Origin of the sequence: Variovorax nitratireducens (assembly GCF_051216545.1) — a bacterium.
In the GTDB taxonomy this organism is placed as follows: Bacteria; Pseudomonadota; Gammaproteobacteria; order Burkholderiales; family Burkholderiaceae_C; genus Variovorax.
Window position 1 is genome coordinate 718,532 of the sequence record NZ_JBPJZO010000001.1, and the last position, 14,238, is coordinate 732,769.

Annotated in this window: 11 protein-coding genes; 4 read left to right on the plus strand and 7 right to left on the minus strand. The window is 66.9% G+C overall.

Annotation, left to right across the window (positions count from 1 at the left end):
• Window positions 1-8 precede the first annotated feature (8 nt).
• Together dxs and ACSFA8_RS03335 are read left to right on the plus strand one after the other, a co-directional pair.
• Window positions 9-1,892: a 1-deoxy-D-xylulose-5-phosphate synthase gene (gene dxs / locus ACSFA8_RS03330; RefSeq protein ID WP_435478088.1), complete on the plus strand. Its 1,884-nt coding sequence runs from the start codon at window positions 9-11 to the stop codon at window positions 1,890-1,892.
• A gap of 90 nt (window positions 1,893-1,982) precedes the next feature.
• Window positions 1,983-3,065 (plus strand): TRAP transporter substrate-binding protein, encoded by a 1,083-nt coding sequence (locus tag ACSFA8_RS03335; RefSeq protein ID WP_435478089.1) that lies wholly within the window; start codon window positions 1,983-1,985, stop codon window positions 3,063-3,065.
• A gap of 147 nt (window positions 3,066-3,212) precedes the next feature.
• On the opposite strand, the gene ACSFA8_RS03340 is transcribed toward ACSFA8_RS03335, so the two are convergent.
• The 3 genes from ACSFA8_RS03340 to ACSFA8_RS03350 all read right to left on the minus strand — a co-directional run bounded on the left by ACSFA8_RS03340 (window position 3,213) and on the right by ACSFA8_RS03350 (window position 5,946).
• Window positions 3,213-3,683: a hypothetical protein gene (locus ACSFA8_RS03340; RefSeq protein WP_435478090.1), complete on the minus strand. Its 471-nt coding sequence runs from the start codon at window positions 3,681-3,683 to the stop codon at window positions 3,213-3,215.
• A 6-nt stretch (window positions 3,684-3,689) separates the two neighbouring features.
• Window positions 3,690-5,231 carry a TRAP transporter large permease gene (locus tag ACSFA8_RS03345; RefSeq protein WP_435478091.1) on the minus strand — a complete coding sequence of 514 codons (1,542 nt, stop codon included), beginning with the start codon at window positions 5,229-5,231 and terminating at the stop codon, window positions 3,690-3,692.
• Window positions 5,232-5,406: 175 nt separating this feature from the next.
• Complete coding sequence (locus tag ACSFA8_RS03350; protein WP_435478092.1) at window positions 5,407-5,946, minus strand: TRAP transporter small permease subunit; 540 nt, start codon at window positions 5,944-5,946, stop codon at window positions 5,407-5,409.
• A 134-nt stretch (window positions 5,947-6,080) separates the two neighbouring features.
• Between ACSFA8_RS03350 and ACSFA8_RS03355 the strand changes: the two genes are divergently transcribed.
• The gene (locus tag ACSFA8_RS03355; protein WP_435478093.1) at window positions 6,081-7,352 is read left to right on the plus strand and encodes an SUMF1/EgtB/PvdO family nonheme iron enzyme; all 1,272 of its coding nucleotides are present in this window, start codon (window positions 6,081-6,083) and stop codon (window positions 7,350-7,352) included.
• Between the two features lie 23 nt (window positions 7,353-7,375).
• The gene (locus ACSFA8_RS03360) at window positions 7,376-8,083 is read left to right on the plus strand and encodes a DUF3053 domain-containing protein (RefSeq protein ID WP_435478094.1); all 708 of its coding nucleotides are present in this window, start codon (window positions 7,376-7,378) and stop codon (window positions 8,081-8,083) included.
• Window positions 8,084-8,108: 25 nt separating this feature from the next.
• Here the strand turns inward: ACSFA8_RS03360 and ACSFA8_RS03365 are convergent, their stop codons facing one another.
• The 4 genes from ACSFA8_RS03365 to ACSFA8_RS03380 are packed head-to-tail and all read right to left on the minus strand — an operon-like array spanning window position 8,109 to window position 14,218.
• On the minus strand, window positions 8,109-8,465 hold the full coding sequence (locus ACSFA8_RS03365) for a hypothetical protein (RefSeq protein WP_435478095.1): 357 nt from the start codon (window positions 8,463-8,465) through the stop codon (window positions 8,109-8,111).
• Window positions 8,462-9,952 carry an efflux transporter outer membrane subunit gene (locus ACSFA8_RS03370; RefSeq protein ID WP_435478096.1) on the minus strand — a complete coding sequence of 497 codons (1,491 nt, stop codon included), beginning with the start codon at window positions 9,950-9,952 and terminating at the stop codon, window positions 8,462-8,464. Before ACSFA8_RS03370 ends, ACSFA8_RS03365 begins: the two co-directional genes overlap by 4 nt.
• Window positions 9,949-13,071: an efflux RND transporter permease subunit gene (locus tag ACSFA8_RS03375; RefSeq protein ID WP_435478097.1), complete on the minus strand. Its 3,123-nt coding sequence runs from the start codon at window positions 13,069-13,071 to the stop codon at window positions 9,949-9,951. Before ACSFA8_RS03375 ends, ACSFA8_RS03370 begins: the two co-directional genes overlap by 4 nt.
• Window positions 13,064-14,218: an efflux RND transporter periplasmic adaptor subunit gene (locus ACSFA8_RS03380; RefSeq protein ID WP_435478098.1), complete on the minus strand. Its 1,155-nt coding sequence runs from the start codon at window positions 14,216-14,218 to the stop codon at window positions 13,064-13,066. Before ACSFA8_RS03380 ends, ACSFA8_RS03375 begins: the two co-directional genes overlap by 8 nt.
• Window positions 14,219-14,238 lie beyond the last annotated feature (20 nt).

Here is a 14,238-nt window from a genome sequence, read left to right on the forward strand (position 1 = left end):
AGACAACCATGGCTCCGCTGCTCCCCACCCTGAACGACCCCTCGGCGCTGCGCCGCTTCGACCGCGCCCAGCTCAAGCAGCTGGCCGACGAGGTGCGCGACTGCGTGCTCGACAACGTGTCGCGCACCGGCGGCCACCTGAGCTCCAACCTCGGCACGGTCGAGCTCACCGTGGCGCTGCACCATGTATTCAACACGCCACACGACCGTCTGGTGTGGGACGTGGGCCACCAGACCTATCCGCACAAGATCCTGACCGGCCGGCGCGAGCGCATGCCCACGTTGCGCCAGCAGGGCGGCATCTCGGGCTTTCCGCAGCGCGCCGAGAGCGAGTACGACACCTTCGGCACCGCCCATTCGTCAACCAGCATCTCGGCCGCGCTCGGCATGGCGATGGCGGCCAAGCAGAAGGGTGAGGAGCGCCACGCGGTCGCGATCATCGGCGACGGCGCGCTCACGGCCGGCATGGCCTTCGAGGCGCTCAACAACGCCGGCGTGTGCGACTGCAAGCTGCTGGTGATCCTGAACGACAACGACATGTCGATCAGCCCGCCGGTCGGGGCGCTGAACCGCTACCTCGCGCAGCTCATGAGCGGCCAGTTCTATGCTGCGGCCAAGAACGTCGGCAAGACCGTGCTGCGCGGCGCGCCGCCGCTGTTCGAGCTGGCCAAGCGCCTCGAGCAGCATGCCAAGGGCATGGTGGTGCCGGCCACCCTGTTCGAGCAGTTCGGCTTCAACTACGTGGGCCCGATCGATGGGCACGACCTCGACTCGCTGATCCCCACGCTCGAGAACCTCAAGCACCTCGCCGGCCCGCAGTTCCTGCACGTGGTGACCAAGAAGGGGCAGGGCTACAAGCTGGCCGAGGCCGACCCGGTGGCCTATCACGGGCCCGGCAAGTTCGATCCGTCGGTCGGCCTCGTCAAGCCGGCCACCGCGCCCAAGCAAACCTTCACCCAGGTGTTCGGCCACTGGCTTTGCGACATGGCGGCCCATGACGGCCGGCTGGTCGGCATCACGCCCGCGATGCGCGAAGGTTCGGGCATGGTCGAGTTCGAGCAGCGCTTTCCGGGTCGCTACTACGACGTCGGCATCGCCGAGCAGCATGCCGTGACATTTGCTGCGGGCCTGGCCTGCGAAGGGCTGAAGCCGGTGGTCGCGATCTACTCCACCTTCCTGCAGCGCGCCTACGACCAGCTGATTCACGACGTGGCGATCCAGAACCTGCCGGTGGTGTTTGCGCTCGACCGCGCCGGGCTGGTCGGTGCCGACGGCGCCACGCATGCGGGGGCCTACGACATCGCCTACCTGCGCTGCATCCCGAACATGAGCATCGCGTGCCCGGCCGACGAGGCCGAGTGCCGCCAGTTGCTGACGAGCGCTTACGAACAGAACCATCCGGTGGCCGTGCGCTATCCGCGCGGGGCCGGCGCCGGCGTCACGCCGCACCTCACGCTCGATGCGCTGCCCTACGGCCGTGGCGAGATTCGCCGCAAGGGCGCGGGCGTCGCGATCCTCGCCTTCGGCACCTTGCTCTATCCGGCCCTGCAGGCGGCCGAAGCGCTGGGCGCCACGGTGGTCAACATGCGCTGGGCCAAGCCGCTCGATGTCGACTTGCTTTTGCAAGTCGCGGCATCGCACGAAGCGATCGTCACGCTGGAAGAAGGCGCCGTCATGGGCGGTGCCGGCAGCGCCGTCAGCGACGCGCTGCAGGCGGCCGGCATCATGAGGCCGGTGCTGCAGTTGGGCCTGCCGGACCAGTTCATCGAGCATGGTGATCCGGTGAAGCTGCTGGCCGGCATCGGGCTCGATGCCAACGGTATCGAGCAGTCGGTCACGCAGCGCTTCGGTACGCTGCTTTCCGCAGGGAAAACCCCCCCCGGCGCGTTGTAAGCGCTTTTTACAATCGCACGGGCTCAAAAAGTCTCGTGACGCGACCACAAGTCGCGTCTTTGTTTTTCAATGCACTCGGAGTGAATCTCAATGGATCGTCGTTCCCTTATCAAGAATGCTGGCATCGCCGGCGTCCTCGCTGCAGGCATCGCGCCAGCAGTCCATGCGCAGGCCGCTGTCCGCTGGCGTCTGGCTTCCAGCTTTCCGAAGCCGCTGGACACGATCTATGGCGGCGCCGAAGTTTTCTCCAATGCAGTCAAGGCCATGTCGGGCGGCAAGTTCGAAATCTCGGTGCATGCGGCTGGCGAGCTGATGCCGGCCTTCGGCGTGGTCGACGGCGTGCAGCAGGGTTCGGTCGAAGCCTGCCACACGGTGCCTTACTACTTCTACGGCAAGAACCCGGCCTTCGCGCTCGGTTCGGCCATTCCGTTCGGCATGAACGCGCGCCAGATGAACGCGTGGATGATGCACGGCAACGGCCGCAAGCTGATGGACGAGTTCTATGGCACCTACGGGATGGTGAGCTTCAACGGCGGCAACACCGGCACCCAGATGGGCGGTTGGTTCCGCAAGGAAATCAAGACCCCGGCCGACCTCAAGGGCCTGAAGATGCGCCTCGGCGGCGGCCTGGTGGGCGACGTGATGACCAAGATGGGCGTGGTGCCGCAAAGCATTCCGGGCGGTGAGATCTATCAGGCGCTGGAAAAGGGCACGATCGACGCCGCCGAATGGGTGGGACCCTACGACGACCAGAAGCTCGGCTTCAACAAGGTCGCGCCGCACTACTACTACCCGGGCTGGTGGGAAGGTGGCCCGGAGGTCGACTTCTTCATCAACAAGAAGGCTTTCGACGCCTTGTCGCCCGAGAACAAGGCCATCATCGCGGCCGCTTCGGCACAGGCCTCGCAGGACATGCTGGCCAAGTACGATGCCCGCAACCCCACCGCGCTCAAGCAGCTGATCGGCGCCAAGATCAAGCTGCTGCCTTTCAGCAAGGAAATCCTCGACGCATCGTTCAAGGCTTCCCAGCAGGTCTATGAAGAGAACGGTGCCAAGAGCCCCGAGTGGAAGAAGATCTATGCCGACTTCCAGACCTTCCAGCGGGACCAGGTGGCGTGGTTCCGTGTTGCCGAAGGCCGCTTCGACAGCTACATGCAATCCGTGAAGCTCTGACTCGCCCCCAGGTTGGGCGCACTTCGTGTCGCCCGCCCACCCCCTGCCGGGGGCAACACCTGCGGCCCGGCAAAGCCGGTTCCGCGGTGTTCCTGGAACAAGAAAAAACCGCGCACTGCGCGGTTTTTTCTTGGGCGTCTGCTTGGGTCAGAGTCTGCGGGCGGCTTTGAGCTCGGCGACCAGGCGCTCGAACTCGGCGATGAGCTCTGGCGTGGCTGCATAGAACACCGCGAACTTGCCGACCAGCGTGCGCACATAGAGCCGCGGCGCGATCAGCCAGTCGAGCCCGCGCACGCGGATCAGCTTGCCGAAGGCGAGGTCGTCGAGCGCCATATGCTTGTCCCAGATCCAGCGCTGGTGCAGGCCCTGGCGGTCGATGCGGGTGCGACTGGTCATGATGTGGAACCAGGTCCAGCCCATCAGCGCAATGCCGGCGAGGAACCAGCCGAGGCCGCCGGTTCTGGCGCTGCCCAGGGCGCCCACCGACCAGAGCTGAGCCAGCCAGAAGGCGCAGCCGCCCACGATCACGGTGGCCAGCAGCTTGAAGGGCAGCGAGAACGCCTGGCCTTCGACCGCGTTGCCCCCCGACGGCTCGAAACGAAACGGTGCCGGACCCAAAAGCGCCTACTTCTTCTCGGGTTCGGTGCCTGGGGCGCCGGCAGCGGCAGGGGGTTCTTCCTTGGGCGGATCGCCAAAGGGATTTTCGCCGGCACCGCTGCTGCTGCCTTCGCCGGAATTCGAGTTCATGTCGTCCGCCGGCACCTCGATCTGCACCTTGTCGGTGTCGATCGTCTCTTCCTTGGGCAGGAACATCGTCACCGTCTGCGGCACGAAGATCACGATCGCGACCAGGATCAGCTGCATCAGCACCCAGGGGATCGCGCCCATATAGATGTCGCTCGATAACACCGGTTTGGGGATCCGCTTCTCCTTGAACAGCGTGTCTGCGATGCCGCGCAGATAGAACAGTGCAAAGCCGAAGGGTGGATGCATGAAGCTGGTCTGCATGTTCACGCACAGCAGTACGCCGAACCACACCAGGTCGATGCCGAGCTTGGCCGCCACCGGGCCGAGCATCGGCAGGATGATGAAGGCGATCTCGAAGAAGTCGAGGAAGAAGGCCAGGAAGAAGATGAACAGGTTGACGACGATCAGGAAGCCGATCTGCCCGCCGGGCAGGCCCGTCAGCAGGTGCTCGACCCACTTGGCGCCGTCTACGCCCTGGAACACCAGCGAGAACACGCGCGCGCCGATCAGGATGAACACCACCATGGCGGTGAGCCGCATGGTGCCGACCATGGCGTCCCAGATCAGTGTCAGCGTCAGCCGCTTGTGGATCGCCGCCAGGATCAGCGCGCCGACCACGCCCATGGCGCCGGCTTCGGTCGGCGTGGCGATCGCGGTGTCGATGCCCGGCAGGCCACCCATGGAGCCCAGCACCGCGAAGATCAGGATGGCCGATGGAATGATGCCGCGCAGGCACTTGGCCCACAGCTTGGGGCCGCTGAGCGTGCGGGCGGTCTTGGGAATGCCCGGAATGTGGTGCGGCTTGACGATGCCGAGCATGAAGGTGTAGCCCGCAAAGATCAGCACCTGAAGGATCGACGGGCCCCAGGCACCGCGGTACATGTCGCCCACCGAGCGGCCCAGTTGGTCTGCCATCACGATCAGCACCAGCGAAGGCGGCACCAGTTGCGTGATGGTTCCGGAGGCCGCCAGCACGCCGGTGGCATAGCGCATGTTGTAGCCGTAGCGGATCATCACCGGCAGCGAGATCAGCGCCATCGCGATCACCTGGCCCGCCACCGTGCCGGTGATGGCGCCGAGGATGAAGCCCACGATGATCACCGAGTAGCCAAGGCCACCCCTGACCGTGCCGAACAGCTGGCCCATCGAGTCGAGCATGTCTTCGGCGAGACCGCACTTTTCGAGGATGGCGCCCATGAAGGTGAAGAACGGGATCGCCAGCAACAGGTCATTCGACAGGATGCCGAAGATGTTGATGGGCAGGTTCTCCATGAACACAGCCGGGAACCAGCCCATCTGGATCGCGAAGAAGCCGGAGGCCATGCCCAGCGCGGAAAGCGAGAACGCCACCGGGAAGCCGATCAGCATGATCAGCACCAGCCCGCCGAACATGATCGGCGCAAAGTTTTCCATCTGCATATCTGTGCTGTCCTGTAGTTCTAGTTGTTCGCTGCGCTACCCGTCACTTGCAAGGCAAGCGAAGCGATGCCCGTTCGGGAAACATCACGGAACCGGCTTTGCCGGGCCGCTGGTGTTGCCCCCTTTGAGGGGGAGGCGGCTACACGAAGTGAGCCGCTTCGGGGGTGGGTCCAGTTCACTGCACCGGCTTTTCGTAGTGCGTGTCCATCTGGATCAGGCCCATCAGGTATGCGATCCGCTTGATCACTTCCGACACGCCCTGCAGGAACATCAATGCAAAACCCAGCGGCAGCAGCATCATGGCCGGCCAGCGGATCAGGCCGCCCGAATTGTTCGACATTTCGCCGGACAGCAGCATGCTGTAGAAGAGCGGCCAGCTGAGCCAGGCAATGATGCCCATCACCGGCAGCAGAAAACAGAGCAGTCCGAACAGATCCACGTAGACCGGCCCATGGCCCTTGAGCTTGCCGTAGATGATGTCCACGCGCACGTGCTCGTTGAGCTTGAGCACCACCGGCGCGCCCAGCATGACCGTGGCGGCGAACAGGTACCACTGGATCTCGAGCCAGGCGTTGGAACTGTTGTTGAGGCCGAAGCGCACGAAGGCGTTGCCCGCGGAAATCAGTGCGGCGGCCATCACCGTGAACGCGGCAACCTTGCCGAGCTGCGTGCTGATCCAGTCCATCCAGAGCGAAAACTTGAGTAGTGCGGACAAGGGTGTCTCCCGACCAGATGACGAAAATGTACGGCCCCGCGGGCCATCTGCACAAAGCTCGCAATGGTAACGCCGCCGTGCTGCGCGGCTGCTGACCTGTGTCGGGGGGTTTCCCTGAGCACCATAATGAGGCGATGGCTGCGCCGCTTTCCCTGCCGCAATCGATCGATTCGCCCGACATGCGCCGGGCCGGCCGCGAACTGCTCTCCCTGGCGCTGATCGACGCGCGCAACCATACGCTGCACCTGCTCTCGCTCTACGAAGATGCACTCGGCTCGGCCACGCTGCCGGTCGAGCGGGGCGAGGACGTGCTGCCGCCGATATGGCTGGCCGGCCACATCGGCTGGTTCGCCGAATGGTGGATCGGGCGCAACACGCAGCGCGCCTTCGGCATCGATTGCCCGGTTCGGCCCACGCGGCTGGCGGCGATCGACCCGCAGGCCGACGACTGGTGGAACCCGCACCAAGGCGGCGCCGAGCGGCCCTGGTCACCCGACCTGCCGGATCTGGGCCAGACCAAGGCCTATCTGCTCGAAACGCTGGAGGGCACGCTCGAGCTGCTCGAGCGCGCGGCCGAAACCGACGCCGGCCTCTATTTCTACCGGCTGGCGTTGTTCCATGAAGACCTGCGCGGCGAACAACTGGTGGTGATGGCGCAGACCCTGGGCTTGCCGATCGGCATTGAACTGGCGCCGGCCCCGCCGCCGGGCGAGCCGCTGCTGGTGCCGTCGACGCTGTGGGAGCTCGGTCTGCCGGCGCGTGGCTTTTCGTTTGCGCAGGAGCAGGGCGCGCACGAAGTCGACGTCCCCGAGTTCGAGATCGACGCACAGTCAGTCACGTGGAGCCAGTTCGTCGAGTTCGTGGACGATGGCGGCTATGACCGCAGCGAGTTCTGGCATCCCGAGGGCGGTTGGGACTGGCTGGCGCAGCAGGCCGGCGAGGGACGGCGCGGTCCGCGGCATGTCGAGCAGATCGGCGCGGCGCGCCACGGCACTGGCGGCTCGGTGCTGCAGCACCGGTTCGGGCGCACCGTCCGTGCCGCCGGCCACCAGAGTGCGGTGCACCTGAGCTGGTGGGAGGCCGACGCCTGGGCGCGCTGGGCCGGCCGCCGCATTGCGACCGAGGTCGAATGGGAGATCGCGGCACACACCGCCGCGCGCCGTGGCTTCCGCTGGGCCGATGTGCACGAATGGACAGCCGGCACGCTCAAGCCATGGCCCGGCTACCGCACCGACCCGTGGAGCGCAGGTGGCGAGTTCGACCCGGAGCCCGCGTTCTACCAGGCCCGCGTGCTCCGCGGCGCCTCGCTCGCAACCCGCGCGCGCCTGCGCTCGGCCAAGGCGCGCGGCTTTGCAATGCCGGGGCGAGACAATGGATTTTTCGGGTTTCGTACCTGCACGCTTTGACCACAACGAGGAGAGATCGCACCATGGCTTTGATTCAACGCGCGCTCGGCGGAGTCCTGCTGCTGGCGCTGGGCTTCGCGCTCACCGCCTGCGGCAACAAGGAGGCCGAGCAGCGCACCGCCTTCACCACCTTCCTGCAGACCCGCATCCTCGACAAGCCCGGCGTGCATGTGCCCAAGCTGACCGATGCCGAGAAGGCCTCGTTCGGCGACTATGCGCGGCACTACGCGGTCATCACCGACTTCAACGACGGCATGAACAAGTCGATCAGCCAGCCGATGCAGGCGATCATGGCCAAGGGCGGGTTGCGCTCCATCGGCGATATCGTCACGCGGCGCGACGACCTGCAGACGGCGCGCGAAGCCATGGCCGCGCTGCGCGGCGCGCTCGACCAGCAGCTCGTCACGGCCGAGGCCGTCCGCACCAAACTCAAGCAGCCCGACGATCTGAAGGCGGTCTACGACAAGGCCTATGAAAGAACCGTGAGCACACCGGCCAACACCTTCAAGGAGGTGTTCCCGGCGGTCGACGCGGTGTTCGGCCATGGGCTGAAGATCGCCGACTACATCAAGCAGAACGGCAGCAAGATCCAGATCAGCGGTGCCTCGGTGCAGGTGAGCGACCCGGCGATCCAGGCCCGGCTGAACGAGATGTTCCAGCAACTCGGCAGCCAGTCGGCCGCCATCAATACGGCGCAGCGCAAGTTGCAGGCCGTGCTGCGCGGCTCCTGAGTGGGCTGGATGCAGGTTCCTCGCCTCAGCGCGCCGGCAGGGCCGGCGCCAGGGGCAAAGTGCAGTCGTGCACGTTCACGTAAACGCTGTCGCCGACCGCATACGTGCTGCGCTGCGGAAGCAACGCGATCCGCACCCTCGCGCGCCGGAACAGGTGGTACGCCACCTCGGCGTAACGGGCGTCAGTACCGGCCGCGGATGGCGCAGCAGGCCGGCAATCCTGCACGGCAGGGTTGGGCGACGGCAGCGCATTGCCCAGGCGCGTGACGACGGCAAGATGCCAGCCGTCGTCGGTGCTGTAGCGGGCGTCGGTGCTGGCGCAACCGACAAGGGTCAGCGCGCAAACAGCGGCGGCCAGGCCGGCTGTCAGGGCGGCCTTCACGGCACCCCCCCGGTTTCGGCAGCAGCGCTCCTGACCGTCTGCCCGTCACGCTGCCACCAGCCACCGCCGAGAGCCTGGAAAAGCGCCACGCTGTCCGCGAGCCGGCCGGCTTGCGCCTGGACGCGGGCGATCGAGGCTTGCTGCCAGGCCTGTTGCGCCGCGAGCACCGCCAGGGAGCCGGCTGCGCCCGCATCGCGCTGCGCGCGGACGACCGAGAGGCTGCGTTCGGCAGCCTGCTCGGCCCGCGTCTGCGCCGCCAGCGCAGCCGCGTCCGCCTCGATCGCGTTCAGCGTGTCTGCGACGTTCTGGAACGCGCCGAGCACTGTGCTGCGGTACTGCGCCGCGGCCTGCGCCTGCGTGGCCTCGGCGGCGCGCTGCCGGTGCATCAGCGTGCCCGCATCGAACAGCGGCTGCACCAGGCTCGCACCCACACCCCAGAAGGCGGTGCCGCTCGTGGCCAGTTGTGCGAGCCGCAAGGCGCTGCTGCCCGCGTTGGCCGTCAACTCAAGGCTCGGCAAGCGGGCCGCGACGGCCACGCCAATCTGGGCGTTGGCCGCGTGCCATTGCGCTTCGGCCGCACGCACGTCGGGCCGCTGATCCACCAGTCGGGAAGGAATGCTCAGCGGCAGTTCCGCGGGCAGTTGCAGCGCGTCGAGGCCGATCTGCGGAATCTCCCCGTCGCTCGGCGGGCGGCCGAGCAACACGGCCAGCTGGTTGCGTTGCTGCGCGAACTGCTTCTCGAGCGGCGGCAACGCGGCTTCGAACTGTGCGAGCAGCGCTTCCTGCACCGCCACGTCGGGCGAGCCGACCTGGCCAAGCGCCTGTTGTCGTTGCACCGCGGCCAACTGCGAGCCGGCCAGCGCGATGACCTCCCGGGTTGCATCGATCTGCGAGAGGGTGGATGCGCGCTGGATCACCGTGGAAACGAGGTTCGCCGTCAGCGTCAGCTGCGCGGCCTCGAGCTGGAAGCGCTGAACTTCCGACTGCGCCTGCAGCGATTCGAGCTGGCGCCGGTTGCCGCCGAACACGTCCGGCGAATACGCAATGTCGAGCTGCGCCGTGTGCAGGCTGTAGAGGTTGCTGCCTGACGCGAGCGGGCTCGACAGCGCTGGCGCCACCGATTGCCTCGTCGGGCTGAACTGCACGCCGACCGTGGGGAAAAAGGTGCCCTGCTGCGCCCGCACGTTCTCCTGCGCGATGCGCAGCGACGCCTGCGCCGCCTCGAGGTCGGCGTTGGCTACCAGCGCTTGCCGCACCATCGCATCGAGCGCATCCGAATGGAACAGCGACCACCATTCGGCCGGAATGTCGCGCGCGTTCACGACGCGCTGGGGCGCGATGCCGGCTGGCGTGGCCGCCAGCGGCTGCACCGTGTAGCGATCGGTCGCCGGCGCCACGGGTGTCTTGAAGTCGGGGCCGACCGCGCAGCCAGCTACAAGGCAACCGCTGACGAGCGCCAGGGCTTTGGCAAAGGCGATGTTTTTCATGCTTCGGCTCCTTCGCCGGCCAGTTCGGCATGTTCCGCAGCATGCCGCTCGTGCATGGCCTCGAGCCTCCGTGCCACCAGGTAGTACAGCGCCGGCAGCCAGACCAGCGTGAGCCCCGTGGCGGTGACCAGCCCGCCCACCACCACGGTGGCCAACGGGCGCTGCACGTCGCTGCCAAGGCCATGCGCGAGCGCGGCCGGCAGCATGCCCAGCGCGGCGACGGTCGCCGTCATCAGCACCGGCCGGAAACGCTCGCGTGCGCCCTGGATCACGGCTTCGCGCAGCGGCATTTTTTCTTCCACGCGCAACCGGTTCAGGTTCGACACCATGATGATCCCGTTCATCACCGTCACGCCGAACAGCGCGATGAAGCCGACCGCGCTCGACACGTTGAGCGTCATGTCGCGCAGGTGCAGCGCCACCAGGCCACCGAGCGCTCCGAGCGGCACCGCCAGCAGGATCAAAGAGGGTTGCCACAGGTTCTTGAACTGCGCGAACAGAAGCGCGAACATCAGCACGATCACCATCGGCATGATCAGCAGAAGCCGCGCCTGTGCACGCTGCTGATTCTCGAACTGGCCCCCCCATGCGAGCTGGATGTGCGCGTGGTCATACTTCACCTGCGCCTCGATCTTGCGGTGCGCCTCCTCCAGGAAAGACGCCAGATCACGCCCGCGCAGGTTGAGCCGTACCGTCAGGTGGCGCTTGCCCATCTCGCGCGTGATCGTGCTTTCGCCATCGTCCAGCCTGAGTGTTGCCACCTGCGACAGCGCGACCTTGGCACCGCCGGGCGCGCTCAGCACCAGCCGGCCGATCGCATCCGGGTCGCCGCGGCTTTGGGGCGTGAAGCGTACCGCGATGTCGTAACGGCGCTCGTCCACGAACAGCTGCGCCACCGGCGCGCCGCCGATGCCGGTGCCGATCAGGTCGGCGATGTCGGCGACGTTGATGCCATAGCGCGCCGCCGCCGCACGGTCGACGTCGATCCGCAACTGCGGCAGCGGCGGCTCCTGGTCGATGATCACGTCGGCCGCGCCGGGCACGGCCTCCAGTGTCCGGTCGATCTCGCCGGCGATGCGCCGCGTTTCCTTGAAGTCGTTGCCGTAGATCTTGACCACCAGGTCGCTGTGCGCACCAGCGAGCTTGTCCAGCACGCCGTCGATCATCGGCTGCGTGAAGCCGACCTCCATACCGGGCAACTGGGAATAGCGCTTCGCCATGCGCTCGATCAGCTGCTGCTTGGTCCACCCGGACTTCCATTCCGCCTGCGGGTGCAGCCCGACGCTGACCTCGATATGAGAGGCCGTCCACGGGTCGGTGCCGTCGTCGTTGCGGCCCAGCTGCGTGACAACGTAGGAGACCTCGTCGAAGCCGCGCGTGGCCTCGCGCAGCTGGTTCGACATCTGCGTGGCCTTGTCCAGCGAGATGCCCGGCGGCAGCGTGACCTGAAGCCACAGCGAGCCTTCGTCGAGGTACGGCAAAAAGTCACGCCCGATGGTGGCGCCGAAGCCCACCACGCATACGAAGGCGAGCGCGAAGGCCGCCGCCGTCAGCGCGCGTTGGCCGACGATGCGCTCCAGCAGCCTGCCGTACCACCGGCCGAGCGCTTCGAGCGCGGGGTTGTGGAACACGCGGCGCGGCTTGCGGTAGGCCAGGTACGCCAGCCCCGGGATCAGCAGCAGTCCGACCGCCAGCGCGCCAAGCAGCGCGAAACCGATCGCGAATGCCATCGGCGCGAACAGCTTGTATTCGATGCGCTGGAACGCAAACAGCGGCGTGTAGGCAGTGATGATCACCACCATGCCAAAGAAGATCGGCCGCGTCACCTGCAGCGTGGCCTTCAGCACGTCGCGCGGCTTGAGCGGCTTGTCCGGATGCGCTTCGCGCCGCCGCAGGATGTTCTCCATCACGACGATGGCCGCGTCCACGACGATGCCGAAGTCGATCGCACCGAGCGACAGCAGATTGGCCGGGATCTTGAGCTGGTGCATGAAGGCGAAGGCCGTGAGCAGCGACATCGGGATCGTGATCGCCACGATCAGCGCAGCACGCGGGCTGCCGAGGAACAGCAGCAGCACCAGCGTCACCAGAACCATGCCTTCGAGCAGCGTCTTGCCGACCGTGTGCACCGTTGCCTGTACCAGCATGGTGCGATCGAGGTAGGGCACCACCTTCACGTCCTGCGGCAGGATGTTGTCGTTGAGGTCGCGCACCGCCTCGTGCACGCCGGCCAGAACCTGCGACGGGTTCTCGCCCTTGAGCAGCAGTGCGATGCCTTCGATGGTGTCGGGGTTGCCGTCCTTGCCGAGGATGCCCTGGCGCTCCTTGCTGCCGAGCTTGACTTCGCCGAGATCCCCGACGAGCACCGGCACACCGTTCTTCTGGCTCACCACGATCTTCGCCAGATCGTCGAGGCTGCCGATCAGCCCCACGCCGCGCACCACGAAGCCTTGCTGCCCGCGCGTGAGCACGCTGCCGCCCGCGCTCGCGTTGTTGGCGTTGATGGCCTGTGTGATCTGGCTCAGCGTGACGTTGTACTTGCTGAGCTTCGCGGGATCGAATTCCACGAGAAACTGGGTCGTGAGGCCGCCGAAGTTCGAGACGTCGGCGAGGCCTGCGACCTGCTTCAGCCGCGGAATCACCTTCCAGCGCTGCAACTCCGACAGCTCGCGCAGGTCGCGCGTCTTCGATTCCAGCGTGTAGCGGTAGATCTCGCCGATCGGTGACGTGAGCGCGTCGAGCCCGGGCTGTGCGCCGTAAGGCAGCGTGACGCCACCGATGCGCTCCTGCAGCCGCTGGCGCGACCAGTAGTCTTCCGCGCCATCGCGGAACACCACGGTAATGAGCGACAGGCCGAAGGTGCTCTTGGAGCGCATCACGTACATGCCGGGCGTGCCCATGATCTCGCGCTCCAGCGGAATGGTGATCTGCTTTTCGACCTCTTCGGCCGCCAGGCCCGGCACCTGCGTCACCACCTGCGAGGTGGTGTCGGCGATGTCAGGATAGGCTTCGAGCGGCAACTGCGTCCAGCAGTACGCGCCATAGCAAGCAGCCATCGCGAACACCAGCCAGACGATGCCGCGCCGCTTCAGGCAGGCGGTGACGATCGCGTCAATCATCGAGCAGCACCCCGTCCCGCACCACCACACGCTCGCCAGCCTTCAAGCCCGACACGACCTCGACTCGGTCGCCGACCCGGGGGCCGAGCTGCACCACGCGCGGCTCGAAATGCCAGGGTGAGGCCTCCACGAACACGCGGCTGTTCAGGCCACCCTGCACCACCGCGTCCAGCGGCACCAGCAGGCCCTGGTGCGCCTTCGACAGGAAGGTCGCCTTGGCGAACATGCCTGGTTTCAGGCGCCCATCGCGGTTGTCGAAAACCATCCTTACCTTGACGCGGCGCGTGTCGGGGTCGAGCACTTCGCCGATGTAGCGCACCGTGCCGGCCAGCGCTTCGCCGGGCATGGCGTCGAGCGCCACGCGCACCTGCTGGCCGGTGAACAACGCCTTCAAATCGCCCTCGCCGGCGCTGGCCGTGACGAACACCTTCGACAAGTCCGCCACGGTCAGCAGCGGCGCGGTTGCGTCGTTCCAGTAGGCGCCCTGCGCCGCGCCGAGGTCGATCACGCGGCCCGCCACCGGCGAGCGCACGGCGAGCAGGCGGCCCGAGCCGCCCGCTTTTTCCTCAGTCTGCGTCGCGCCCAGTTGCGTGAGCCGTGCCCCGGCACGCGCCAGTTCGCTTTGCGCCTGTTCGAAGTCGTTGCGCGCCTGCTCGATCTCGCGGCCGGCAGCGATGCCCGAGAGGCCGAGCGCGCGCTGCCGCTCCAGCGCCTGCGAGGCCAGCGCCAGCGCGGATTTCGCCTTCTGCGCGTCGCTGCGCGCCTGGGCGAGATCGGCCGAGTCGATGCGAAACAGCACTTCACCCGCGCGTACAGCGTCGCCCAGCCCCTTGTCGAGACTGACCACGCGCCCCGTCACCGGCGGCGACACCTTGACGAGTCTGGCGGGGTCGGCCTCGACCACGGCGGGCAGTGACAGCGGCACCTCGATCGCCTGCGCGTCGGCGGCCCTCACCACCAGCGACTGGCGCAGCGGCGATGCTTCGGGCACCAACACCTGCGCGCCAACATGCTGGAGCACTGCCGCTGGCGCGGCCTTGGCCTCTTCGGCCGCGTGTGCGTGGCTGGCAATAAGCCACCACGCGCCGCCGGCGGCGGCCAGCGACAAGGCGCAGAGCGCGGGCAGCGTGGCCCCTGGCTTGGACATGGGTTCCCCCTCTCATTTCG

Excerpts from the sequence above, each read along its gene's own strand:
- dxs (WP_435478088.1), top strand. The coding sequence starts at position 9 with ATGGCTCCGCTGCTCCCCACCCTGAACGACCCCTCGGCGCTGCGCCGC.
- ACSFA8_RS03335 (WP_435478089.1), top strand. The coding sequence starts at position 1,983 with ATGGATCGTCGTTCCCTTATCAAGAATGCTGGCATCGCCGGCGTCCTC.
- ACSFA8_RS03345 (WP_435478091.1), bottom strand. The coding sequence starts at position 5,231 with ATGCAGATGGAAAACTTTGCGCCGATCATGTTCGGCGGGCTGGTGCTG.
- ACSFA8_RS03355 (WP_435478093.1), top strand. The coding sequence starts at position 6,081 with ATGGCTGCGCCGCTTTCCCTGCCGCAATCGATCGATTCGCCCGACATG.
- ACSFA8_RS03360 (WP_435478094.1), top strand. The coding sequence starts at position 7,376 with ATGGCTTTGATTCAACGCGCGCTCGGCGGAGTCCTGCTGCTGGCGCTG.
- ACSFA8_RS03370 (WP_435478096.1), bottom strand. The coding sequence starts at position 9,952 with ATGAAAAACATCGCCTTTGCCAAAGCCCTGGCGCTCGTCAGCGGTTGC.
- ACSFA8_RS03375 (WP_435478097.1), bottom strand. The coding sequence starts at position 13,071 with ATGATTGACGCGATCGTCACCGCCTGCCTGAAGCGGCGCGGCATCGTC.
- ACSFA8_RS03380 (WP_435478098.1), bottom strand. The coding sequence starts at position 14,218 with ATGTCCAAGCCAGGGGCCACGCTGCCCGCGCTCTGCGCCTTGTCGCTG.